The 25676-nt window shown below is 32.3% G+C and carries 21 protein-coding genes; 14 read left to right on the forward strand and 7 right to left on the reverse strand.

The window, feature by feature from the left end; translation table 11 throughout:
* Positions 1–83: 83 nt before the first annotated feature.
* The 6 genes from MKY46_RS06710 (at position 84) to MKY46_RS06735 (ending at position 6924) form a co-directional block, all read left to right on the forward strand.
* Positions 84–695, forward strand: a complete 612-nt coding sequence (locus MKY46_RS06710) for a TetR/AcrR family transcriptional regulator (protein ID WP_058843324.1) — start codon at positions 84–86, stop codon at positions 693–695.
* 15 nt (positions 696–710) lie between these two features.
* Complete coding sequence (locus MKY46_RS06715; RefSeq protein ID WP_058843325.1) at positions 711–1400, forward strand: ABC transporter ATP-binding protein; 690 nt, start codon at positions 711–713, stop codon at positions 1398–1400.
* Positions 1393–3123, forward strand: a complete 1731-nt coding sequence (locus MKY46_RS06720) for an ABC transporter permease (protein WP_340833867.1) — start codon at positions 1393–1395, stop codon at positions 3121–3123. The genes MKY46_RS06715 and MKY46_RS06720 overlap by 8 nt, the downstream gene beginning before the upstream one ends.
* Before the next feature lie 504 nt (positions 3124–3627).
* Positions 3628–5226 (forward strand): sensor histidine kinase, encoded by a 1599-nt coding sequence (locus tag MKY46_RS06725; RefSeq protein ID WP_340833868.1) that lies wholly within the window; start codon positions 3628–3630, stop codon positions 5224–5226.
* A gap of 13 nt (positions 5227–5239) precedes the next feature.
* Positions 5240–5914: a response regulator gene (locus MKY46_RS06730; protein ID WP_058843327.1), complete on the forward strand. Its 675-nt coding sequence runs from the start codon at positions 5240–5242 to the stop codon at positions 5912–5914.
* Positions 5915–5949: 35 nt separating this feature from the next.
* Positions 5950–6924 (forward strand): tripartite tricarboxylate transporter substrate binding protein, encoded by a 975-nt coding sequence (locus MKY46_RS06735; protein ID WP_036124911.1) that lies wholly within the window; start codon positions 5950–5952, stop codon positions 6922–6924.
* Positions 6925–6972: 48 nt separating this feature from the next.
* On the opposite strand, the gene MKY46_RS06740 is transcribed toward MKY46_RS06735, so the two are convergent.
* The 7 genes from MKY46_RS06740 to MKY46_RS06770 form a co-directional block, all read right to left on the reverse strand.
* A complete protein-coding gene (locus MKY46_RS06740; RefSeq protein ID WP_058843328.1) occupies positions 6973–7761 on the reverse strand; it encodes an ABC transporter ATP-binding protein in 789 nt (262 codons plus the stop codon).
* Between the two features lie 15 nt (positions 7762–7776).
* Positions 7777–8790 (reverse strand): FecCD family ABC transporter permease, encoded by a 1014-nt coding sequence (locus MKY46_RS06745; RefSeq protein WP_340833869.1) that lies wholly within the window; start codon positions 8788–8790, stop codon positions 7777–7779.
* Positions 8787–9791, reverse strand: coding sequence for a FecCD family ABC transporter permease (locus MKY46_RS06750; RefSeq protein WP_051891748.1), 1005 nt, complete (start codon positions 9789–9791; stop codon positions 8787–8789). Before MKY46_RS06750 ends, MKY46_RS06745 begins: the two co-directional genes overlap by 4 nt.
* A gap of 87 nt (positions 9792–9878) precedes the next feature.
* Positions 9879–10868 carry an ABC transporter substrate-binding protein gene (locus MKY46_RS06755; protein WP_419185195.1) on the reverse strand — a complete coding sequence of 330 codons (990 nt, stop codon included), beginning with the start codon at positions 10866–10868 and terminating at the stop codon, positions 9879–9881.
* Positions 10869–11235: 367 nt separating this feature from the next.
* On the reverse strand, positions 11236–12363 hold the full coding sequence (locus MKY46_RS06760; protein ID WP_036127210.1) for a Ger(x)C family spore germination protein: 1128 nt from the start codon (positions 12361–12363) through the stop codon (positions 11236–11238).
* Positions 12364–12392: 29 nt separating this feature from the next.
* Positions 12393–13793: a spore germination protein gene (locus MKY46_RS06765; RefSeq protein ID WP_089932134.1), complete on the reverse strand. Its 1401-nt coding sequence runs from the start codon at positions 13791–13793 to the stop codon at positions 12393–12395.
* The gene (locus MKY46_RS06770) at positions 13786–14850 is read right to left on the reverse strand and encodes a GerAB/ArcD/ProY family transporter (protein ID WP_036127192.1); all 1065 of its coding nucleotides are present in this window, start codon (positions 14848–14850) and stop codon (positions 13786–13788) included. The genes MKY46_RS06765 and MKY46_RS06770 overlap by 8 nt, the downstream gene beginning before the upstream one ends.
* Before the next feature lie 377 nt (positions 14851–15227).
* Between MKY46_RS06770 and MKY46_RS06775 the strand changes: the two genes are divergently transcribed.
* From MKY46_RS06775 to MKY46_RS06810, 8 genes are all read left to right on the forward strand, one after another.
* Positions 15228–15917, forward strand: coding sequence for a response regulator transcription factor (locus MKY46_RS06775; RefSeq protein ID WP_155273220.1), 690 nt, complete (start codon positions 15228–15230; stop codon positions 15915–15917).
* A gap of 438 nt (positions 15918–16355) precedes the next feature.
* The gene (locus MKY46_RS06780; RefSeq protein WP_036127189.1) at positions 16356–17849 is read left to right on the forward strand and encodes a helix-turn-helix domain-containing protein; all 1494 of its coding nucleotides are present in this window, start codon (positions 16356–16358) and stop codon (positions 17847–17849) included.
* A 423-nt stretch (positions 17850–18272) separates the two neighbouring features.
* Positions 18273–19982, forward strand: a complete 1710-nt coding sequence (locus MKY46_RS06785; RefSeq protein ID WP_051891747.1) for a methyl-accepting chemotaxis protein — start codon at positions 18273–18275, stop codon at positions 19980–19982.
* A gap of 578 nt (positions 19983–20560) precedes the next feature.
* Entirely contained in the window at positions 20561–21352 is a 792-nt protein-coding gene (locus tag MKY46_RS06790) for a nicotianamine synthase family protein (protein WP_036127188.1), read from the forward strand.
* 23 nt (positions 21353–21375) lie between these two features.
* Positions 21376–22707 (forward strand): opine metallophore biosynthesis dehydrogenase, encoded by a 1332-nt coding sequence (locus MKY46_RS06795; protein WP_036127187.1) that lies wholly within the window; start codon positions 21376–21378, stop codon positions 22705–22707.
* Between the two features lie 423 nt (positions 22708–23130).
* Complete coding sequence (locus tag MKY46_RS06800; RefSeq protein WP_036127185.1) at positions 23131–23958, forward strand: helix-turn-helix transcriptional regulator; 828 nt, start codon at positions 23131–23133, stop codon at positions 23956–23958.
* 83 nt (positions 23959–24041) lie between these two features.
* Positions 24042–25025, forward strand: a complete 984-nt coding sequence (locus MKY46_RS06805; protein WP_036127182.1) for an iron-siderophore ABC transporter substrate-binding protein — start codon at positions 24042–24044, stop codon at positions 25023–25025.
* A 67-nt stretch (positions 25026–25092) separates the two neighbouring features.
* On the forward strand, positions 25093–25431 hold the full coding sequence (locus MKY46_RS06810; RefSeq protein WP_036127180.1) for a cupin domain-containing protein: 339 nt from the start codon (positions 25093–25095) through the stop codon (positions 25429–25431).
* Positions 25432–25676 lie beyond the last annotated feature (245 nt).

Genomic DNA, 25676 nt, shown 5'->3' on the forward strand with positions numbered 1-25676 from the left:
TATGCCAATTTCCTTGACTTCATAAGAAAAATATGGAAATATATAAATAAACCGTTGGTCGGTTTATTTATAGGGGGTTTATGATGGCAAGGACAAATAAAAACTATGAACATAAAAAAAACGACATTTTAATTCGAATTTGGGAGGTTCTTCTGCAATATGGTTATGAAAAAATGACACTTCCGATAATCATAAAGGAATTGGGCATATCAAGAGGAGCCTTTTATCATTATTTTCAGTCAAAAGAAGAATGTGTAGATGAAGCTGTTAAATTGTTTGTTGAAAATGCGGTAGTGGAAATAAAGACGATGGATAATAAGACATTGTCCGCAGATGTAAGACTTAAAATGGCAGTTCAAAATAGTATTTCTCTTTTTCATCAAAATAAAGAGCAAGATCGAATGATGAATCAACCTGAAAATGCTGTATTCCATCAAAAACTGATGATAGGTCTAACTAAATATCTTGCTCCGTATTTTGCAGAAATCATTGAACAGGGAGTGGAGGAAAAAATTTTTTACACAAATTATCCCTTAGAAATAGCTGAAATGTTATTGACACTATCAAATTTTTATTTAGATAAAGATTTATTTCATTGGGATCCAGAAACCATTCCATATAAAATAACAGCCTATGAAGAATTGATCAATAAAGGTTTAGGAACAACTGATAATATTGGCTTTTTTACTAACTAAAAAGGAGATTGGTAAATGGAAGCTGTTTTAAAATTACAAAATATAAGCAAAAAATTTAATGATTTTGATACAGTTTTACAAGAAATTAACCTTTCATTTTTTGCCCATACGTTTAATGTGATACTCGGACAAAGTGGTTGTGGGAAATCAACACTCATCAATATCATGTCAGGACTAATGAAGCCAACAAGAGGAAATGTTTATTATAAAGATTTAGATATTTCTCATGCGGAACAAAAAGAGATGATTCAATTCAGACGCTATAATTTCAGTAATATTTTCCAAGACTATTTACTATTGTCGGAATTAACGGTACGGGAGAATATTGAATTAGGGAAAACAGGGAATGCTCAAGATTTAGAATTCCGTGAACTTATAGCAAGGCTAGGGATCGAAACATTAGCAGATCGATTTCCCAATGAATTATCTGGTGGTCAGCAACAACGAGTTTCTATCGCACGTGCAATGATTAAAAATCCTGAAATTTTGTTTTGTGATGAAGCAACAGGAGCATTGGATGAGCATAACAGCAAACAAGTTGTGGACTATTTAAAGGAATTAAATAAAACCTATGGTACACTCATTATTTTTTCTACACATAACCTCAAAATTTCCACAGTGGCAGACCGTATTATTGTCATGAAGGACGGTCTTATTGAGGACGATTATTTAAATACTTCTCCACGGAGATTCTATAATGAGTAGGGTGTTTAAACAAATTTTCAAGAGTTTACTATGTGAAAAAGCGACTATGTCTGTGTTATTTTTTCTGAGCTGTTTAGGCTCATTTATGTACTTTTTTGTTCAAGTATCTATAGATGGGAATCTAAAACATTTGGCTTACAATAAAGCAAATGGGATATTTATTAATAGTTCGCAAAAAGAGCTATTGATTGCATTGCATTCTAATCAAATTTTAGCAGCTACTTTTTTAATCATTTTTTCTGTAATTGCAGCCTTTGCATTTTATATGTTTTTTTTTAAATATTACCGTAATCATCTGAAAGAAATTGGTTGCTATAAGGCTTTCGGATGTTCAAATAAACAAATAATCGCAGTTATGTTTTTCATTAATAGTAGTCTTTCTTTTATTGCCTTTATAGTAGGCTTCATATTGGGATGGATTTGCTCAGATGTATTATTACAATTATATCGTTCATCTTTTGATATTGAATCACTTCAAAAGGGAATTTTCCCTTCAAATTTAGCAATAGGTTTCCTATTTATTGTTGTATTATCGGGAATCATGGCAATAGTGCCATACTATAAGTTTTTAAAATTTGATATTTCCTCATTATTATGTAATTTCCCTGAAGAACACCAAAATAAATGGATAGTTTTCATTAGCAATAAACTATCCAATGCAGTTCCAATCAAATATCGGCGCTCATTTCGCATAGCTTTACGTAAGCCATTAGCAGTGTCTTTACTATTCCTGTCAGTAGGCTGTTTTACAGTTTTATGGATTATGAGCATGTCACTTCATTTCAGCAGTCAATATATTTATGAAACCCAGACACTTGGTAGGTCCTATAAATATGATATTCAGTTTGAAAATTATCAGCCGTATCATCCACTAGAAGAAGATAGTACTTTCTATTTAAGAAGTAATGTGAAGATTTCATGGAAAGGAAATGAAATTAATCAACAAGCAATAGGATTTCATAAAAAACCAAATTTGTTTCAATTTTATACATTAGATCACAAGGAGCTTTTCTTACCTAAAGAAAAAGAGGTGTATATAAATGAAGCTTTATCTGAACTCTATGGAATACGACAAAATGATTATATTGAAGTAAATATTAAACATAAAATCTATAAACTAAAAGTTGCTGCTATTGTGGGAAATGCAGAGAATAAGACTATTTATCTTTCAGAACCGCAATTAGCAAGTATGTTATCCATAAAAGAGTCAAGCTATAACGGAATACTTTCAAACACTGTTCCTAAACAGTATGAGAATAAATCAATAATAACAGAAAAGGAACGTTTAGCTTATTTACAAAAAAATAATGTTTCAAATAAAATAAGTGCAGTGATAAATCAACTATTAGGATGTATGATTGGCTGTTTGCTTCTTTATCTTGTCATACTGCTAAATTTTCAAGATTGCACAAGAAATATTCTTATTTTAAATAGGTTAGGGTATTCTGCAAAGTCCATTAACAAAATGTTAATCAGTATTTATAAACCTCTTTTAAATGTGGCATTTATCATTATGGTTTCATTAAGTGTTATAGTTTGTCAGTTCATACAAAAAAGCCTCTCGATAAAAACGGGTGATTATATACCGTTTCAAACGAATTTGTTTATAATTGGCGGTATATGGTTGTTGCTAAATCTACTTTATCATCTTATCCACTGTAGATTTAATAATAAAATTGAAAAAATTCAAAATGCAGAACAGACTAAAAAATACATCCTTTAACACCAACATAAGTAAAATGATGTGACTATTAAGGAGATAGCAAACGAAGATGTTTTGAATGTAAAGAAATGCACTTCAAGGAACAGTGCATGGTAGTTGAAGATGCTGTTTGTTTTATCTTTCGTACGAGGGAAACTAAGGAATACAACATTAATTTTATGAGCAGGGTAAATCATATTACTATATAAATAACTTCTTCTACTGGTAGAAATCTAAAGAGAATTCAATCCCCATTTAATTATGAACGGTGGGGATTATTTAATGCTTATACAGTAAGCGATTTCGAAAGAATGGATGACAGAAATGAGCGAACTAACTGTATCATCTTTGTTTAAATGTGAGCATTCACCATATCCTAAGGGGTGCTTGAAAAGATGTATAAAATAGTGGTTGTAAAGTACAATAAGATGGGATATTCATAAGCTAAATTTCATTACGAGAGTTATCTACTATTTTCTTCATTCAATATAATTCTGTCTCTCTAATTTAGAAGGGTTAAATACGATGTTTAAAAATAAAAGGATTACATTAAAAACGAAAATACTAGGGTTAATTAGTTCCCTTATACTTCTCATTATTACGCTGCTTGCAAGTGTCTTTGCTTATTTACAAGCAGTAGATACTAGAAATCAAGTAGAACAATTAGCATTACAAGCGGCAAAATCGATTTCACTTATGCCTGAATTAAGAGATGCAATTGAACAAGAGGACTTAGAAACTCAATTTCGTCCTATCGCTGAGCAAGTGATAGATCAGGTAAACGCAGCAAATATTATCATTGAAAATCGTGATAAGATCATTTATTCTCATGTAGAAAATGATATTGAAGAAAGTGGTTTAGATGATACCAATGATCTAGCACTGCTATTTGGAGGCTCAAATATTTTTGAAGTTGAGCGAAGCAGTGGCTCCGTTATTATGGGGAAAGTGCCAATAATGGCTGACTATGGTGATTTCCAGCGCATAATTGGAGTCGTTTCGGTAGAGTTTTTGGAAACAGACATTTATCGAAATATTATTAGTAGAATTAAGACCATTGTCATTGCCTCTATTGTGATACTAATGCTCGGTATCATAGGTGGTATTTTTCTAACAAAAAGTATTAGAAAGGATACCTTAGGTTTAGAACCACACGAGATTTCATCGCTATACCTAGAAAGAAGCGCAATTCTTTTGTCTATTAAAGAAGGAATTCTTGCGATTGATCAAAATGGATTGTTAACATTAATCAATCATTCGGCTAAGAAAATGATGAATCTTAATGAAGAAAGATTAATTGGTCAGCATATCAATGACGTTCTAAAGAATTCAAAAATTGAAGAGGTTTTGCAAACAGGAAAAACGATGCACAATGTTGAGATTCTCTTGAATGATATCGTTTTTATCTTTAACGTTATTCCTATTATAAAAAACAATCAAATTATGGGGGCTGTATCTAGTTTCCGTGATAAGACTGAATTAAAGAATTTAATCAATACTATATCAGAGGTTAGGGCTTATTCAGAAGGCTTACGAGCGCAAACTCACGAATACACCAATAAATTATATTTAATATCTGGTTTGCTCCAATTAGAACGATATAAGGATGCTTTTGATTTTATTCAAAAGGAGTCAATCACTTATCAACATAGAAATCAAATATTATTTAATCAAATTCATGATGCTAATGTGCAAGCAATTTTGTTAGGGAAACTCGGGAAAGCTTCTGAAAAGAAAATAACATTAGAAATTGATCCTGATAGTCATGTCGATCCTTTGCCAAGCAATATTGAGGTAACAGATATTATTACAATTATCGGAAATCTCATTGATAATGCCTTTGATGCGGTCACTAATCAACAAAGTAAGAAGGTATTGTTTTCAATTACTGGCTTTGGCAATGACATCATAATAGAAGTAACAGACAACGGAAAAGGGTTGTCAGAGGAACAAATAGATACCATATTCACTTTGGGCTATTCTTCTAAAGGGGAGAATAGGGGATATGGCTTATTCAATGTTAAACGAATTGTGGAGTCATTAAGGGGCACAATTGAAGTGCATAATGATAAGAGTGGAGGCGCCATTTTTACAGTATACCTGCCAAAAAAGGCTTTCATATGAGGAGAGAAGTAAAGTGATAAAAGTTGTGATTGCAGAGGATGACTTTCGAATTGCACAAATACAAGAGGGATTTTTGAAGAGAGTATCTGATGTAAGCTTGGTTGGGAAGGCGTTAAATGCTAAAGAAACATTGAACCTGCTTGAGCAAGAAGAAGTTGATTTACTTCTATTAGATATTTATATGCCCGATGAGCTTGGAACTGATTTACTTCAGAAAATAAGGGGAGACTATCCAAATGTAGATATTATTATGGTTACGGCAGCAACTGAAAAAGCTATGCTAGAAAAGGCTATGCGTTTTGGCGTTTTCCACTATCTTTTAAAGCCGGTAACAATGGAAAAGTTTATTGAAATCATCGAGGAATATAAAAGGAAAAAAGAGCTCTTTAATAGTAGGGATGAAATCGATCAGTCAATTATTGATAGTTTCTTTGGCACTTCTGTCCAAACTGTGATGAATCAAAAGGACCTTCCTTCAGGGGTGGATCGTTTAACCTTGCAAAAAGTCAAAGAAATAATGTTTGAGCTTAAAGGTGGCGTTTCAATTGAGGAAATGGGGGAAAAGATGGGGGCATCTAGAACAACGGCAAGAAGATACCTAGAGTATTTGGTTTCAATCAACGTCTGTACAGCTAAACATGATTATGGAATTGTCGGAAGACCTGAAAGGAAGTATTACCTAATATGACAAAACACTGTAAATTTATGATAAAGGTCTAACGAATGAAGAAGAAACAACTCATGTTATTCCTACTGTTCATGATAATTCTCTTTACTTGCTCTACAAATGAATTTAAAATCGAGGAACCAATCACAAAAGAGGTAACGATTATTGCACCTAGCTCAATTGGTGGGGGATGGGATGTAACAGCTAGGGCTATGCAAGATATATTGATAAGTGAAAATTTGATGAATCAGAATATTTCTGTTATTAATAAAGTCGGTGTTGGCGGGGAATTAGGCTGGAAATATACAAAGGATCAAACAGATTCAGTAATAGCCATTAATTCAAGTCTACTTATCACTAATTATTTATTGGGTCAAAGTAAATTAACGTATAAAGACTTTACACCAATTGCCACCTTAGCGACTGAATGGGAAGTTACCATTGTTTCAAAAGGTTCGAAAATATCCAGTGCTAAACAGTTAATGGACGATCTCAAGAAAGATCCGCATGCTTATAAAATCGGTGTTTCCCCAAGGCTTGGAAATGATGATCAACTTTCCTTTGTATTAGCTAGTCAACAGGTTGGGCTGAAAACGGAACAGCTCGACTTTTATGTTTATGAAAATAGTGAACAAGTGGTGGAGGCATTATTAAAAAAACAAATCGATGTTGCCACGATGTCTTTATCAGAGGCGAAAAAATATGCTGAATCAAATCAAATAAAATTACTAGTGATTTCTTCTGAAAAAAGATTAAAGGAGTTACCAGAGGTTCCGACATGGGCTGAGCAAGGAATTGATTTAGTTTTTGAACATTGGCGTGGAGTGATGGGGCCTCCGAACATGTCAAATGCTGAAATTGAATTTTGGGATGCAACAATCGAAAAAATGGTGAAGACTGAGAAATGGAAGAAAACGCTTCAAATGTATATGTGGAATGATTTTTATAAAAATAGAAGAGAAACGATTATTTTTCTAGAAAATCAAAGTAGGATGTATGAACAATTAATGGGTATTCATATGGATTCGTAAATAAAGGGGCCGCTACATCTTAAAAGTAGCGGTCCCTTGTACTTAGTACTAGCTTAATGATAAGCCGATAGGAATACACAGTGGTGTTTGATCAACAGGATTTTCAATAATATAGCAATCAAGTCCAAATGCTTCTCTAATCATGCTTTTGGTAAATACTTTTTCAGGCGGCCCCTCTTGAAAAATTTTTCCTTTAACAATGCTAATAAGGTGGTCAGCATATTGTGCTGCCTGATTTAAATCATGTAAAACCATAACAATTGTTCGACCATGAGTTACGTTTAAATTGCGTAACAATTCTAGTATTTCAATTTGATGAGCCAAATCTAAATAGGTTGTTGGTTCATCTAATAATAAAAGATCTGTGTCTTGTGCTAAAGCCATTGAAATCCAAGCCCTTTGCCTTTGCCCTCCAGATAGCTCATCCAATGTACGATCTACAAAATCGGTCATTTTGGTGGCCATTAACGCACGGTTTACAATCGCATCATCTTCCAGCGTTTGTCTAGACAATAAACCTTTATGTGGATGTCTACCATAATAACAAAGATCTTTAACAGTTATATCTTCCGGAGCTTCTGGACCTTGAGGTAAAATAGCCAATTTCTTTGCAATTTCTTTAGAAGATTGCTGATGAATGGCTTTTCCATCTAAATAGACTATTCCTTCTTGAGGTGTTAATAATCTAGCTAAGGAGCGCAAAATAGTTGATTTGCCGCAACCATTCGACCCAATAATAACACTAATCTTACCTTCAGGAATGACTAAATTTATATCATCAAGGATTTGAGTTGATCCATAGGACAGTGAAAGATGCTCGGCTGATAATGTTGTCATAAATGTTCACCTTTCTTATGCTTTTTTTCGTTCAGCACGTAATAAATATAAAAAATATGGTGCACCAATCACTGCTGTAATGATACCAGCAGGTATTTCTATTGGAGGAAATAGACCTCTACCTAGGCTATCAGCGACTAAGAGAAGGATAGCACCGAAGAGCGCAGAAGCAGGAAGTAAAACGTTAAATTTAGATCCTACAATTCTTCTGGCAATATGAGGAGCGATTAAACCAATAAATCCGATAGAACCTACTGTGGCAACACATACGCCAATTAAAATAACGGAAACGCTTAGTAAAATATATCGCAAAAATTTTGAGCGTTCTCCAAGACCTGTAGCTATATCATCACCAAGGCTCAAAATATCTAATTTAGCAGTTAATCCAAATAGTATTGGGATAAGAATGAGGCATGGCAGCAAAAGATACACTTGGTCCCATCCTCTTGCCCAAAGACTTCCAGTCAACCATAAAAGAGTCATGCTTACATCATCTGGAAACTTAATCATTAAATATTCTATCCCTGCTTGACATATTGCTCCTAAAGCTATTCCCACTAAAGCCAACGTATTTGGCTGAGCACCTTTTTTATAAACAAACAGCATTAGAATGGCAGCAATGATAGCTGCTCCAATAAAAGCTGAAAGGGGAAGAAAAATAATAGGTGACGTTGGGAATAGAACAATGATGATAACGGCTGCTAAACCAGCCCCTTTCGTAACGCCGATTACATCTGGAGAGGCTAATGGATTACGGAGAATTCCTTGCAAAATTGCTCCAGCTGTTGCTAGTCCAGCTCCTACGATGATAGCGATTATAATACGAGGAATACGATAATTGTTTAGTATGAATCTTTGACTTTGTGTTCCTTCCCCAATTAAATTGCGAATGATTTCTGATGGTGTAATGTAAATAGCTCCTAAACCTAGACTTACTATTGATAAAATGAAGATGATGATTAAAAGCACAGGAAGAATAAGATTAGGATGAAAATGTTGTTTTTGCCTAAACTGTTGTCTATTATTCATTGTTTAATATGCCTTCCTTTCCTTGCTAAATAAAGGAAGAATGGTGCCCCAATGATTGCTGTAACAATTCCAACTGGCGATTCAAAAGGGTAAGCGATAAATCGAGCGAGAATATCTGCGTAAACTAAAAGTATAGTCCCAAAAAGTGCAGAGAATGGAATGATTCTTTGATAATCTCCTCCTAGCATTCTCCTAACAATATGAGGAACAATTAATCCTACAAAGCCTATTGGACCTGCGACAGCTACAGAGGAGCCAGCCAAAATAATGACCAGTATGCCAGCTAGAATACGGATGCGATTTACTTGTTGTCCGAGACCTTGGGCGGTGCTTTCTCCTAGGACAAGTATAGAAATAGATCGAGAAAGTAATAAGGCAATGAATAGCCCAGAAATAGACCATGGAAGAATGATCATAACATGTGTCCATGATTTTCCATTAATTGACCCCACTAGCCAATACAGAACATCCTTTGCCTGCTCACTAAAAATAATGATTCCTTGAGTTAAAGAGGACAAAAGAAAATGTACGGCCATTCCAGCTAACGCCAGTTTTACATGTGTCATTCCTCCTCCAGAAGCAAAGGAATAGACTGTTATTCCTCCTATAGCTGCCCCGATAAAAGCAGAGAAAACGAGCGATGGGGAAGAGAGAGCAGGAAAGAGGGCGAAAGCAGTGACAATAAACAATGAAGCACCTGCATTCACACCAAATACTTGTGGGGAAGCTAATGAATTTCGAGTAATCGCCTGCATAAGAGCACCTGCTACGGCTAAATTAGCACCAACTAATGCTCCGATGATAGCTCGGGGCAATCGAAGGGTCTGAATAATTAATTGATCTTTTGATGGATTGGTTTCGAAGAAGGACTTCAAAACCATTAATAGATTGACATCTGCTACCCCTACAGAGACACTAATGATAATTCCTAAAATCAATAAAACGATTGCAGTTATTGCTGTACTATATATTTTTACTTTACCTTTAACTATAGATTCCATTAACTACAACACACTTTCTTACAAAAGATAAGACTTACTAGAAAGAGAAGTAAGTAGAATACTTTACTTACTCCTCTTTTATTTATTTTATTTTTCATTCAGCTTTGTTAATGTGTCTTTAGCAATTGCTTCTGCTGAAATAATGCCTCGGAATCTTGTCCATAAATCTCTATCAACACTATAAATCTGTTCATTTTTTACTGCTTTTAAGTCTTTCCAAAGTGGATTTTCCTTCCATTCATCAGTAAGCAGTTTACCTTCATTATTAGCTAAAAGTAGTACATCTGGATTGATTTCTACAAGTTGTTCCAGACTCATTTCAACATAAGGTTGTTCGTTCTGAATGGCCACCTTCAGACCTAATTGTTCAAGCAATTCTCCATCATAAGAAGAAGTAGTATGTGCTTGAAATGATGTATCTCGTACAACCGCAGGTAAAACAGTTAGATTCGAATCATGGCTTAGCTTTGAATTAATTTCGTTTATAATTTGTTTATGTTCATTTAATCTCTTTTCAGCAGCTTCCTTTTGATCTAATGTTTCTGCAATTGTTTTAAAAGAGTCCAAATTATCCTGGTATGTCGATTCACGACTTTTTAAGACAATTGTAGGAGCTATTTGCTGCAAGTCTTTGTAAATAGCACTGTGTCGCTCAGCATCTGCAATGATTAAATCTGGCTGTAAAGAGCTAATAACCTCTAAGTTAGGCTGTTCACGAGTCCCTACAGAGGTATAATCTATGTCACGACCAACAAGCTTGGCAATCATATCCTTTTTATTATCATCCGCAATTCCTATAGGATTAATTCCTAAAGTATTTAAAGAATCAACAAAAGATAGTTCTAGAGTAACTATCTTTTGAGGAGTGTTAGTAATAACAGTTTCTCCCATCTCGTGTTTAATTGTTCTACTATTAGATTCTTTTGCTTCCGTAGAAGTTTGTTCCTTTTTCTCTGTTTCTGTATTTTTTTGAGTAGCATTGCATCCAGTTAAAACCATCATGACTGTTAATAGGAGCAATAGCGTTATACCACTCAATTTCCCTAACTTAGTAAATCCTTGCATTAGTCTAATCATTCCTCTCTGGTAATGTAAATGAAAATGATAATCATTAACAGGGATTATAATAGAATGTTCAATGCGGAGGGTCAATATAAAGAAAGTTATGTGACATAAAATTAATAGGAGTAAAAAGTTCATTTTGAACATTTTGTTCATAGCGGGTGACTAAGTTGAATATTCGCTTCGATAACATCGGGAGAGTGAGGGGAATAAACAGATATTTTATTTTCACCACCTACATACTTCCTTTAAATTCATACGAATAGATACGATTTTTTTGGCATACAAAAATCCCCTTTAAGTCTCAACGTACTGTAGTTTTTGAACGTTGTCTAATGAAAGAGGACAATATCATGTGCTCAAAAAGGTGAAGGTAATTTTCTTATTTTTTAGCTCCTTCATCCTTTATGAAAACATTTATATTAAATTTTTTAATTGAATTTTCAGTAATGGAGTTTAATTCATCTACAGTCCATGATTGGGGCTTGAAACGATAAGCTTTTTCTGAGAAATTGAAGACATCAGTGTTTATTTCCAGCCCTTTATTAAATGTACTTTGAAACTGTGATAAAATAATATTTTTAATATCATTTTCAATTGTTTCTTTTCCAATATTTTTTGGATTTTCTCTGATAGAAGCTTTTATTTCTAAATTAAGTATATATTTAGGAATCGAATTATCCACAATTTCTATATGATAATCTATATTATCAATAAACATCGAAACAGACTTATCCTTTATTGATAATTTCATGTTTTTAAAATCCTTATTAAACCAATCTAACCCTGATAGTTCTTCTTCCTTTATCCAGCCATTGAATTTTTGATGTGAAAGAAAATAAGCACCACTTATTTTTAATATATCTTTAGATGTATTATCCTCCATCCAATAATCTTCACTAATCTTTATGGAAGGAACCATTATTGATCCAACTGGTTCATAATATCTTTTAATCATGTCTTGTACAGTACTGGTGGAGATGAACGAATTAAAGAATAATTGTTCATTTGGATCATAAGGAAATGTTAAGATAGGTGGTTTATAAAAGAGACCATGTACATTCATTATCTCTTTAATATCATCATCTTCAAATCCATAAGCTAAAGTATTGTAACGTAAATAGTAATCCCTACTAAAAAAATCAAAAAATTCATCTAAATGTCCATCCAATATGTTTTTGGAAATAAAGAAAGTTTGTATATGTCCATAATACAAAGGGTTAACCGAATTCTTTTCTATATCATCGATTGCTCCCTGTATTGTTTCACCTTCTCCATGTCCAACAACAATTGGAGCAGGCTCAGATGAAATGCCAGGATCTGAGCCCGCAACATTTGTAAATCCGAAAGCTTGAAAATATAAATGATACGCATCATTAGAATAATCTATACCAAGAGCGGTAATATAAACTTCACTTTGTATTTCCTTCGTGCCTAAACAACCGCCTAGCATAAATAATAAAGGAAAAATGAATGTTATTTTGAATATGCAAGTATAGTAATGGGACAATTATAATCTCCCTTCTGCTGAAAAAGCAGTCAGTCTTTTATTTTAATTCTAAATGGCATTTTTAAAAAACCTTTAATAAGATTGGGTATACTTACTTTGTAAAATGTAGAAAGGTAAGGATGCCCGAAACTTTCTAATGATGAGATATATGTTAAGAAAAATAAGACGCTTAAAACAAAGCCATACATTCCAAAAAAGGAGGCAATTACTAATGTAGCAACTCTTATTAAAAATACATTTCCTAGTATATTTTGATTAATTAATGTATAGCTAGATATAACAGTAAGTGCTCCAATTACTAATGTTGATGGTGATGTAAATCCTGCTCTTATGGCAGCATCACCAACTATTAAGCCTCCTAAAACTGCAACTGTTTGACCTACAGCTTTAGGTAAACGTATGCCCGCTTCTCGAAAGAGGTCAAAAAAAACGAGCATAATAAGAATTTCGAACGAAGAAGAGACGGGTAGTCCAATTTTAGATGCAGATATTGAAACTAGTAAGGGAAAGGGTAACTGGTTAAGTTGATGGACAGTTAATGCAATCCAAAACCCAGGTAAAAATATACTTGTTAATAAAGAGGTAATCCTTAAAATTCGTGAAAAACTCACAAATAAAAAATTAGTTTGATCATCTTCCGGGGCTTTCAAAATAAGTAGTAAATTTGCGGGTCCAATTAAACAGCTTGGACTTCCATCTACCAATATGACAAAACGGCCCTTATTGAGAGAACTTACTACAAAATCGGGTCTTCCTGAATAATCAAGGAGGGGGAAGAGGGTCAACTTATCATAAAGTAATTCTTCAATATGATAACTACTTGCAATATTATCTACTTTTATTTTATTTAGTTTGTTTTGTACATTCTTTAAAGTGGTCTGATCAATATTGTTCTCAATGTAGAGCAATAAAACTTTTGTTTTACTTATATCACCAATTGTAAACTGGTCACTTGATAAATTTTTACTTTTTAATCTCATTCTTATTAAAGAAAAATTGGTATCTATATTTTCAATAAACCCGTCTCTGGGTCCTCTTAATGAGACTTCCATATTTGATTCTTCAATGGATCGTTCAGGTAGTTTAGCTAAATTGGTTGAATATAGGCTGTTTGATGGAACATGAAAAAAATATAAAAAACCTGAGAAAATTTTGCTATTTATTTCATCTGTCTTCGTTCTGAACTCTTTTCTCTCCTGTACTTCTAAATAGCGATTTATAATTTCGACATCGTGTAAATGGCCTTGTTCAGCCAAAAATCTAATATTTGGTAATAATGAATTCAAAAAAAGTACACTATCAATTAAACTATGGCAATAGATAAATATAACTTCATGTTTTTCGTTATTAAACATATAGAATTTACTACTTACCGTTATATCTGATTGGTGACTTAATTCTTTATAAAAAAAATCCCTATTTTCAGTCAAGATGATGAACTCCCTTTTGCTTTTTTTCTAATACGTAGAAAACAGTCATAAATAAGAATAAAAATACAAAAATAGAAAGGAGATAAGTGCTTTTTATAAATGATAAAAAATCAGAAACAGACCAAGGAATTAATAATCCTATTGTTAAACATAGATAACAAATAAATAATATTAATTTTCGGTTTTTAAAAAAGGAAGATACAATATACATAAATAAACATATGCGAATAAAAGCCACTGATAATATTTGGAGAACAGATAAAGAATCCAATCTTGTAAAGTACTTACCAAATGATAAAACCCTCCATTGTTCGTTTAGAGGAAAGAGCATTTTCTGGGTTATATAGATGCCGAATTCAGATATAGCAGTCGCAATGGAAATAAAAACCAATAGGGCAAATATAATAGAAAAAACGAGTATTCCTTTTCTTTTCATTCTCTCTTTTACATAACCATTTAAAACAATTAAAATAAAACCCATTTCTAAAATACCAATACATATGTATAATATTCCCCATAAAATGGACGGAGTATTACTTGTATATACTGGTAATAATAGTTCATATTCATTGTTCATTGAGTTCCCTAAGTTGAGGAGTACAAACAAAAAAATGTAGAGTGAACAAATAATTATGGACTGGATAGCTATGGTTTTGATCCCTTTTAAGGAACCATAAAAGCATAATAATATAAATAAAATAACTGTTATAAAATATGGATAATCAGAGTTAAAACTTTCATCTGCCCAAATAATTGTAAATTTGAGTGAGACGAAAGTGGATGAAATAAAATAAACTATATATGAAGTAATGATGAATAAATAGAGTGGTCTGCTAGTCTGGACAGATGTTAATTCAAGGAATGAAGTATTATTTGTTGTAATTCTAGAAATAAGTAAGGCAAAAAAGAATATTGGGATTACACTAGCTAATGCACTTATCCATGCTTCACGTTCGACCACTGTGAAAATTGTGGGAATTAAAACGAAATGTGCTAAAAAACTAACTGATAAGAATAACAAACAATATACATGTATTGGTTGTAAAACTTTGTTCATTTTATCTTAAACCCCCTCCTAACAATACTCCCCATGTTTGTTGTCATCTAATCTAAATGGACTTCTTTTTATTATTGACACACATGAACCCCGTTATAGCTCTAGCTCAAAATTTCACTCTCTTCATGGAAGTTAAAATGAGGCATTGCATAAATAATTAATCTAACAATGATGCTACTAATTATCAAAGCAAGTTAAAAAACTATCAAAAGTAGATTTTGATTTATTTTATATAACTGCTAAGATTTAACTAAATTAAAGCCTTTTTTAACAGTGCGAAACTGAGAAAAGGTTTATAAATTATTAAAAAAATTACATAGATTATAAAATTTAATGAATATTTTTATGATTTAAATGAAAAGGGGGACTTTTTCAATTTGCTTAAGAAGAATATGATCATTTTAGAAAACAATCTTTATTTGAAAATGGGCTTAGTGAAAATACTGGAAAATGACTACAATATTTATTCAGACATTGACTTATCAAAAAATCTTTATGATTTAATGAATCATTACAAGCCAGATATTATTGTCATCAATGATCTAAAAAAAAATAACCTAGAACATGTAAAACGGATTCGATCCGAATATCCGAATACGTATGTTGTCATTCTTACTTCAATTATTTTAGAGGACGAAATTCATGAGGCTTTGTTAGCTGGCGTCACAGGTTATATTTTATATAATATAAAATCAAAAGAATTAAGAAAGGCAATAGATTTAATTTCCAAAGGTGAATACTACTTTAATAGTTCGACAATGACCATTTTTATAAAAAGCTATTTAAAACTTTTTGATTCGAAGGAAATCATATCTCATCTTTTTACAAAGCGTGAATATGTCATTTTGCTCATGCTTGCAGAAGGTAAAAATGTACAAGAGATTAGTCAAACACTTAATATCTCGGAAAAATCAATCCATATAAATATTAATAAAATTTATAATAAATTATCAGTAAAGACTCGTATTCAAGCAATAGATAAAGCAGTTAAAAACAGGTGGATTCCTTATAATTTAGCTATATCTAATTTATATGTAAATTATAATAAAAAACGTACATTACTATAATAAAAGAAATCCGAATATTATTTATATTCGGATAATTTTGTTTTATTGGGGAATACTCCCTTTTAAGCAGCTAGCTCATTTTCTTTTAACTGATTTGTATCTATATAAAGCCTTTGACACCAAAATCGTTAATTGCCATAACGAAATTTCTTATATTACAAATACTTCTTTTTTCTTATATCTAATTATCAAATTATGCTTCATTTGAAACAAATGTTGATTTTGAAGACATGTGAATAGATGTTATGGTATTTGTTAATTAGAGATAAAGAGGTACCTAACATAGGTATTTTTGATTATTTCAAATGAATTTAATAGGGATTCTTTGCTCGATAGGTTTTAAAAAAAGTGCAATAAACCATAATGTAGTTACCAGTTCTATATATGCGTATTTTCGGCGTATTGATAGACAAATTAGTAAGAAATAGAGGTGAGAGTATGTACAATTTTTTAGATCGTTTCACTTTACAAAAGGTGCAATTATTAGATCATATCCATAATGAAAAACGTTTTTTTTCTAGTCAGGAGTTGGCTAAAAAAATGGATTTATCTGAAAGAACCATCTTAAAAATAGTAACAGAACTCTCAGGTGATTTACAAAAATTTGATGAAGCTACTTTTTTAAAAGAAATTAAACATAAGCAATTTAAATTAGATTGTAAAGATTATTTTTCGATTAAAGCAATAGAAAGGTATTACTTACAAAATTCTTTGGCATATAAAATCTTTAATGATATTTTCTACAATAAATTAGTCGATTTTAATATGTTTATTATAGAGAATTTTACAAGTCAAGCTTCTATATATCGCCAAATAAATAAGATTAAACCTTTATTAAAAGAATTTCAATTAAAATATACTTCTCAGGATTTCATTACACTTGAAGGATCTGAAAAACAATTCCGCTATTTCTATTATTTGTTCTATTGGAATTCATGTTGGGGAGAAATTTGGCCTTTCACAGGAATATCTAGAGAAGAAATATTAGAAGTAATTAAGGGGTATAATCGAGAACTTCCAATATCTGTTTTATATTTGCTGGCTATTTGTTTAATAAGAGCTAAAATGGGTTTTGTCATAGAAGAAGACGCAGCATATACAAGATACACAGAACATCATTATCAATATGAAAAGTTTTCACAAACATTTAGTTCTTTATTTAAAAAATTCACAGCCCTTAATGATGAAGCAATAGAAAAAGAGATAAAGTTTTCATTTTCATTTCTAGAATCTCAACATCGTTATGAGAAAAATGAAAGTACAATAAGTTTAATGATGAATTTTGCTCAATACCATAATCAAGAATTATTTGTGCAAGCTACTTTGTATTGGATGGAGAAATTCAGGGAGTTTTTTTCTATTACTTTAGATATAGAGGAATATGGCGTATTGTTTGTAAACTTACTTAACCTTCATTATTATACGGTGAATTTTTCTGGTCCTGCATTTCTATTTAAAGAGGATCTTTATAAAAAGAGATTTGATAGTCATGCCACTATACAAATTGAAATTATGAATCAATTTTATGATTATCTCTTAGAGAATGAAGCATTTTATAAGATTTTTGAACGTAGGGAGCTTTTAATTGGTAGATATCATCGATTACTAAAACAATCAATCGACGTACTTAAAAGAAGCACAATAAAGGTAAAAATATACTCTGTGATAAATGATGTTCCTTATTTATTTGATAAGGTCAAACGCGTTTTTTCGCATGTTGATTATTGCACAAAAGATGAAGAAGCGGAATTGATAATCACTGATCGCCTATACTTAAATATTGCTAAAGATAAAGAAGATATTTTTGTGTGGAATTCTATACCTGAAAGGGAGGATTTTTTCAGACTAGGTAAAAGGCTTCAAAAAATTTATTTTACTAAAGAACAACAGCCAGACCAACTACTTTTAAAAACATTATTAAGTCAAGTATAGAGTGGGGGAGTTTAATTGATCTTGAGAAAAGGATACTGGGATAAAAATTATTGGATTATTTGGAATATTGAATTTAAAAATGATAGAAGGAGAATATAAAACTAAGTTATACATGATGAAAAATATTATTGATATAAATCTATTATCATTGATTTTAAAATACATACTTTTGTTGGGTTTGATGTTTTCTTGAAAATTACTGGAGGAAAGGATACTAGACTCATAGATGATAAAAAGTTAGACAGAGCAGACTATACATCAGAGGTTAGAATGGTACCGTGCTATATAAAATAGTTTGGATAATAGAGACACGAACCAATGATAAAGTAAGACCAGCCTATTACCTATTGTTATTAAATGAATAACCAGTAAAACAAACAAATTTTCGTTTACTACATTTTCGAATCAGAGGGGATAATTATGATGTTACGCAATCTTTCCACAATGAAAAAATTATTAATCTTAATGTTAATATCCATATCTACAGTTGGTATTATTCAAGTGGTTGGGTATAACACGATGAAATCTTTAAAAAATAATATAGAGGATATATTTAAGGACCGCTTAGAACCAGGGATTATATTGACTGATTACAGGCTAAATAATCGTATTATTTTAACAGATATGTATAGATCCTTCCTTTATACTGATGAAAAAACGATAGAATTAATCAATAATGAGGTGAACAAAGCTTTTGAAGATAATGAAATGAATCTTCAATTACTTAATGACACCAACTTGAAGTCAGATGAAGCAGAAATTATAAGTGAACTGGTGGAACAATATCCAATTTTTAAAGAGACTATGGAGCAAGTATTCCAACTGAGTCTTGCTAATAAGAATGAGGAAGCGTTAAACCTCTATTATTCTATAGGTGAGCCTGAGTATAATAGCATTTTATCAAAAGGTTTAAAGTTAACAGAACTGAATAGAGATTATGCAAGTTCTTTATATAAAGATAGTGTAGACCAAGTAGATAAAAATACCAGAAATACAATGATCATTTCAGTGGTATTAAGCATACTGTATGTTGTAATTGGGTTTATTGGTGTTCGAAAATATATAACTGCTCCAATAGAAAAAATAAAAACTGCTGTTCAACGAGCAGAAGCGGGAGAATTAAATTTTAGTGTAGATTATAATTCTAAGGATGAATTTGGGATATTATCTACCTCACTTAATCGTATGATTGCTCAATTACGAGATTTAATTGGTCAGGTAAAGCAATCGTCTGAACATATGGTAGCGTTTTCTACTGAACTCACAGCAAGTACAGAACAAACAAATTCAGCTAGCGAGCATATTGCGACTGTTACGTTAGATATTGCAAGCGGATCAGAGCATCAAGTTAGAACGATAATAGAAACAGAAGATATTGTTACACAAATGGTACAAGATGTCCAAACAATTGAAAGTAATTCAACTAGCGTATCAGAGGCAGCTATCCACGCAGAACAAATATCAGTGGATGGGAATGAAATCATTAAAAACGCTGTTCAACAAATGGACAAAATCCAAACTTCTATCGATAATCTAAATAATGTGATCTTTGGTTTAGGTGATCGCTCTTCAGAGATTGGACAAATCGTAGAAGTTATAACAAGTATTGCTGAACAGACTAACTTACTAGCATTAAATGCAGCGATTGAAGCGGCAAGAGCAGGGGAAAATGGTAAAGGTTTTGCTGTTGTTTCAGAAGAAGTTCGAAAATTAGCTGAAGAATCCTCTTTATCCGCACAGAGAATTTCTGTGTTAATTGATGGAATTCAAACGGAAACGAATAGAGCAGTAGAATCAATGCAGTTCACAACAAATGAAGTGGTTATAGGTATGAATAGTGTAAACACCGCAGGAGAAGCCTTCAAAAAAATTCAACATGCTACCAAACAAGTATCTGTTCAAGTTCAGGGGATTTCTACTTCGGTAGAACATATGGCTATAGAAATGAATAATATGACTGATTCGATGAAGCAAATCAATGGAATCGCCCAAAGTTCTGCAGAAGGAACACAAAATATTTCTGCAGCTACAGAGGAACAGCTAGCCTCAATGGAAGAAATTACAGCATCTACTTTTACACTTTCTAAAATGGCAGAAGAATTACAAAATAAAACAAATATGTTCAAAGTATGACGTGTATGATTTATTTGAAATTCTTAGGCAAAGATAAAATGGTTTGATAAACAGACATTATGAACTATAAGCCAATAAATTAGTATTAAATGTTACTATAGTATTTCACACGAAATGTATTTACATTTAACTATTTAACGCTCGACCAGGAACTCATATAACAAGTGAGTTTCTGGTCTTTTTTATGTGGAATCATAAGAATTAGACAGATTCCTCATCAATGATATAAATCCATATGTTTAAGATTTTATATGCATATGAAGATGCAAGCGTACCTCTTACAAAAAAATATAACAGCTTTAGCACAAGTGTCTTCTAATATATACGGTTATGATTTTGCATTTGATCGACTATCAATCCAATAGTTGCTACAAGGATTTAAGATGGGGTAAACCTTCCATTGCTATTACTATTTACAACTTCGCGGCTTTCTATATTTGGGGGATACAATGAATCCCTCAATTTTTTACTAATTATTGAGGACGTTAAATTATTTACATAACCAAGGAAGTGTTGAAATAGTATTAAAAGTGTATGCATATATTGAACTTTAATCCTCAAATATAGGAGTGGGGCAAGTGAAGGATATAGAGTTGTTTTTAAAAAAATTACATTACTTTGATAATAAATTTAAGTTATTTATTTATAACAAGGATCATCTACTAGTTGATTATTTAGAGTTGTGTGCGTTAATTGATGAGTATTCTTCTTTTATTATAAATCATGACAATGAAACACAATGGAATAATTTAGGGCGGTCAATTGAAATAGTATCATTAGTTCAAAATCTACGAAAGAACTCTTCTGTTTGTGTCCAAATCATGGAAAAATACCGGGCTTTATTATTAAGTCATGAAGAAAAGGAGATGACGGATTACTTTCGTAATATAGGAGACTGTATTGGCAAGGAATTCGGAGGTTTTCAAGTTACTAGTCAATCGAAGGTGCTTTTAATAGGATCTGGGTCTTTTCCTATAACATTATTAATGGTTGCGGAACAAACAGGAGCAGACGTTTTTGGAATTGATATTGATGATGAGGCGATTCAGTTGGGGAAACATGTAGTAAATAAATTAGGAAGTCATTTATCCATTCAGATTGACAAGAAGACAGTAAGGGAGCTCGCAGTTATGGAACAGATTAGTCATATTATATTTAGTTCAACTGTAAGCAGTAAATATGACATATTAGACCAATTATATGATGTAACAAATAAAGATGTACTGATTGCTATGCGTTATGGAAATGGGTTAAAGTCTCTTTTTAATTATCCAATGCAGAAGGTAAATAAAAATAAATGGCATATAATAGAAGAAATTATCCATCCTCAACATGTCTTTGATGTTGTTTTATATCAAAAGGTACAATGATTTTAATAGGTGAGGAGAAGACTATGTCTTATTTTAATAAAGTATTACTGTTAGGAACAGGGCCTACAGTAATTCAATTAGCTGTGAATTTCAAAAATTATTGTAATAGTAAAGTAGCTATTGCAGGTCGAGAATCTTTACGCTCCAACATTTTCTTTGACACGATCGTTCAGCAACAACTTGCACTCAAAGTATTTATTCAAAATACACAACATCAGGCTGTTGCGGGAAAATGTACGATTGATGCGTTTTTTAAGGGTTATCATAAAATATCTGGAAATTGGGATACCGTAGTTCTTTGTGTTACTACAGACTCTTATCTTTCAGTATTAGCACAAATTGATACGAAAGTGTTGAAGCAGGCTAGCTGCTATATATTAATGTCACCTACATTTGGTTCTAGTCATTTAATAGCAAATTTCCTAAAGAATCTAACTCCTCAGGCAGAGATCATTAGTTTTTCAACATATTATGGGGATACTAGATGGATAGATGGAATACCATCAAATGAAGTATTGACAACAGGAGTGAAGAAAACAGTTTATGTAGGTTCAACTTACTCAAAATCACATAGACTAGATAAATTATCTGAATTATTTCATCATTTAGGGATTCATTTAAAAAAATTAGCTTCTCCCCTTGAGGCAGAAACAAGAAATATTTCTTTATACGTACATCCTCCCTTATTTATGAATGATTTTTCATTAAAGGCAATATTTGATGAGGATAGTATAACAAAGTATGTGTATAAGCTTTATCCTGAGGGTCCTATTACTTATACAATAATTCGGCATCTATTAAATTATTGGAAAGAAATGATGGAAATTGTGAAACACTTCGATATTCAACCTCTCAATCTATTAAAATTTATGGTAGACGATAATTATCCATTGCAGCCAGCAAGTATAGACGGACAAGAAATAGAGAATTTTAATAAACTCGAATCTATACATCAAGAATATCTGCTCTATATTCGTTATGCATCCTTATTAATTGATCCATTTTCTATACCAAATAAAGAAGGAAGATACTTTGATTTTTCTGCCGTTCCTTTTAGAGGTATTTATAAAAATCTTGATGGAGAATGGGATATTCCTAGAATGCCAAAAGAGGACTATTTCCGTATGAAAATCATTCAAGGGATTGCGCATGCCCTGAAATTGAAAAGCCCGACGCTTGATTATTTTGTACAAACCTATGAAGAAAAACTACAACAAGTTGTGGCTTCATCTAAGCATAAAATCTTTTCTGATGCCTTTCAAATAAAATCTTTTTCACAAGAAATAGAGATGATTTGTAAGGAGTTAATTTTGAGTAAGAAAACAAAAGAAGGAGAAGAAGAATATATAAAATGATAAAAAGCTATTAAGTTTACAATAAGGTTTAACAAAAAAGCCACTATAGCGGTGTGCGAAAACTAAGGGCAATTAGCGGACCTTTCAAAATTCTTTAGACATGGCTCAGTTTCCGAGCTTTTCATGCGTAGTGCAAGCCACCAATTAGTAGATGGGTGGTTCTATTTCAAATTGACAATGATAATCATTATCGATAAGGTGGGGATAGACGAAAGTCATCATGCCCACCTTTTCGCATTTCAGGGGCTAAACATGATCAGTAATTTGGCTGAGATGACTCAACCCGCCGATTGATTATGGAATCCTTAAAATCAGTTCTCGATGCCACTGAAACTTACTTTGAACAGTAGCTTGTTGAGGGGTCCATGCTATTTGTTGTCAAAAGCCATTACTAGTAAACAATTTTGAAACGAGGTATGCAATTTGAAAATCGATGTGAATCAGTTAGCAGAACATTTAGCACATATTCCTTTCCAAGTAGAAGGAATATATCGATATACGAGTTATTTAGGTGTGCCGTACGCTGATTATACAGATTCCTTTCCTGGATTTATTTTTCCACTTACAGGGAAAATACAATTTCAATTTAATGGCACGCCTTATATCTTTTCACCAGGAAAAGTTGTGCATGGTGGTGCAAAAATGAAACTAGATCAAAAAAATTTTGATAATGCGAACTGGGAATATATTCTTGTTTTATACCGAATATGTAACTCAGAAATACAAGAGTCCAGTTTTTCTCATCAGCATTTTGAATTATCGACTGGACAATCTCCTCGTCTTATTGAGTTACTTATGCGTCTTTGGCATGTGTATAATCAGCGCGGAGGTATTTCAATGTTTCAGACCGAAATGCTGTTTCGCGATGTACTGAATGAAGCCTTATTATGTGTTGCTAATAGGCAAAATAGCTGTGAATCACATACTTTATTCGAACGGGTATCTTCTTATATTCATGAATACTATCATCAAAGCCTTACAATCCCCTTGCTTGCAGAACAATATAACGTGAATCGAAATCGACTTTCTTATGTATTTAGAAAACATGCAGGTATGGGACCAGCAGAATATTTATTAAAATATCGTATCAACATGGCGCAAAAAATGCTTTTTACAAGTGATGCGCCTGTACAATATATTGCGCAAACTGTTGGAATTGCTGATCCCTTTTATTTTAGTAGAGTGTTTAAGAAACAATTTGGTCTTTCTCCTACTGAATATCGAGAGAAGTTCATCAATAATCCATGCTAATTTCAACAAGCATCCATTCAAATCCGAAAATTCCTTTACTATACTAATAGCGTATCAAAGATAATTTGTTGGAGGAATTTCGGATGCACAAGATCAAAGGACTATTATTCTCAACGCTATTATTAGCAGGCATACTAGCAGGTTGCAATGAAACATCAGTTGAGAAGAAAGGCGTAGCTACAGAAGACACTTCTACCTCTGCGGTTAATGCAGATGCAACTCATTGGCCAAGAACCATTAAGGATGCTTTGGGTAAAGAAATTGTTATCGAGAAAAAACCAGAAAAAATAGTTTCCCTATGGTATTTTTATCCTGAAATACTAGTTGCATTAGGTGAGCCGCCTACAGCTTCTACTGACAAAGAGTATCTATCTTCTTTATCTTATTTAAATGGAAAGCTAGATTCAACTGAAGAATTAGGAGATAAATTGTCTCCTAGTATTGAAAAAATTTTATCGACTGAGCCTGATTATATTTTAGCAACGGAACATCATGAAAAATTATATGAGTCACTAGAAAAAGTTGCGCCAGTCATTACGCTGAAATCTAAGGACATCTATGATGACTGGCAATATGGCCTTCGTACAGTAGCCGAGATTATTGGAAAGGAAGACGAAGCGGAAAAAGTAATTGATAAAATGATGCAAGAAATTACAATTGGTCGTGAAGCATTAAAGTCGATTCAAGGAGAGTCAGTAGCACTTGTGTTGTCTTGGGATGGAAAAACTTTTAATGTTCTAGGTGAAGAAAATCCTGTATATATTCTTGCGTTTGATAAAGAAAAGGGATTGGGGCTTACACCAGATATCACATTTAAAGGAAAAAATAATCAGTTTACTGCATTCGAAGGAATTTCAACAATTCAAGCAGACCATATTTTCCTTATAGGTGACATTACAAAAAAGGAAACATTAATGAGTGAATTACAACAAAGTAATGTATGGAATAATATGAACGCCGTAAAAAAAGGGAATATTCATTTAATGGATACTTCCGCTATTACTGGTGGTCCATTAGCTATTGAATATGCTTTGCAAAATATAACAAATGCCCTGCAAAAACAATAAAACGAAGAATTTAATTCGAGAAACAAACAGTGTTAAGAAGGTCAATAGATGACAAGGAGAGATGGTTATGCCCTACCAAGTTATAAATATAAAAGAAAATTTGTCTCAAATAAATGAGCTCTGGTCTCCGAAAGTTGTAGGTGAAATAAACGACTTTCAATTCAAACTAATTAAGATTGATGGAGATTTTATATGGCACGAGCATCAAGGTGCAGATAAGGTATTTATTGTGCTAGAAGGAGAAATGTTCATTGCTTTTCGTGATGGCCAGGTAAAAATTTCTAAGGGAGAGATGTTTATTGTTCCGGGAGGAGCAGAGCAAAAGCCTTTCGCTGAAAAGGAATGCCATATTATGTTGGTTGAGCCTAAAGTTGCTGTAAACACTGGCGGTATTGAGTCTAAATAAACTGCATCAAATGCTACAGAGGATCTAATGTTTGTCATTAGTCCGAATTCAATATTTGAGAAAATGGTTCACGGCTACTGAATGGGCAGTAAATGGATTAAATTGCTGTATCGCAAATCGTAGAATTAACCTCTAGATAAATAAGTAGGACAAGAGGCAACATACAATGAAGGAGACCGTTCGTGTTAATTAAACGGTCTCCTTTTGTTTTTCTTATATTTATACTTCACTTCATTACATGTGGT

The sequence above is a fragment of the Lysinibacillus sp. FSL M8-0355 genome (assembly GCF_038008985.1).
In the GTDB taxonomy this organism is placed as follows: Bacteria; Bacillota; Bacilli; order Bacillales_A; family Planococcaceae; genus Lysinibacillus; species Lysinibacillus fusiformis_D.

Bases quoted from the DNA above. Each gene is read 5' to 3' on its own strand.
- MKY46_RS06780 (WP_036127189.1), top strand. From the start codon at position 16,356: ATGTACAATTTTTTAGATCGTTTCACTTTACAAAAGGTGCAATTATTA.
- MKY46_RS06750 (WP_051891748.1), bottom strand. From the start codon at position 9,791: ATGGAATCTATAGTTAAAGGTAAAGTAAAAATATATAGTACAGCAATA.
- MKY46_RS06710 (WP_058843324.1), top strand. From the start codon at position 84: ATGGCAAGGACAAATAAAAACTATGAACATAAAAAAAACGACATTTTA.
- MKY46_RS06770 (WP_036127192.1), bottom strand. From the start codon at position 14,850: ATGAACAAAGTTTTACAACCAATACATGTATATTGTTTGTTATTCTTA.
- MKY46_RS06785 (WP_051891747.1), top strand. From the start codon at position 18,273: ATGTTACGCAATCTTTCCACAATGAAAAAATTATTAATCTTAATGTTA.
- MKY46_RS06720 (WP_340833867.1), top strand. From the start codon at position 1,393: ATGAGTAGGGTGTTTAAACAAATTTTCAAGAGTTTACTATGTGAAAAA.
- MKY46_RS06725 (WP_340833868.1), top strand. From the start codon at position 3,628: ATGTTTAAAAATAAAAGGATTACATTAAAAACGAAAATACTAGGGTTA.
- MKY46_RS06810 (WP_036127180.1), top strand. From the start codon at position 25,093: ATGCCCTACCAAGTTATAAATATAAAAGAAAATTTGTCTCAAATAAAT.
- MKY46_RS06755 (WP_419185195.1), bottom strand. From the start codon at position 10,868: ATGATTAGACTAATGCAAGGATTTACTAAGTTAGGGAAATTGAGTGGT.
- MKY46_RS06805 (WP_036127182.1), top strand. From the start codon at position 24,042: ATGCACAAGATCAAAGGACTATTATTCTCAACGCTATTATTAGCAGGC.
- MKY46_RS06715 (WP_058843325.1), top strand. From the start codon at position 711: ATGGAAGCTGTTTTAAAATTACAAAATATAAGCAAAAAATTTAATGAT.
- MKY46_RS06795 (WP_036127187.1), top strand. From the start codon at position 21,376: ATGTCTTATTTTAATAAAGTATTACTGTTAGGAACAGGGCCTACAGTA.
- MKY46_RS06735 (WP_036124911.1), top strand. From the start codon at position 5,950: ATGAAGAAGAAACAACTCATGTTATTCCTACTGTTCATGATAATTCTC.
- MKY46_RS06740 (WP_058843328.1), bottom strand. From the start codon at position 7,761: ATGACAACATTATCAGCCGAGCATCTTTCACTGTCCTATGGATCAACT.
- MKY46_RS06745 (WP_340833869.1), bottom strand. From the start codon at position 8,790: ATGAATAATAGACAACAGTTTAGGCAAAAACAACATTTTCATCCTAAT.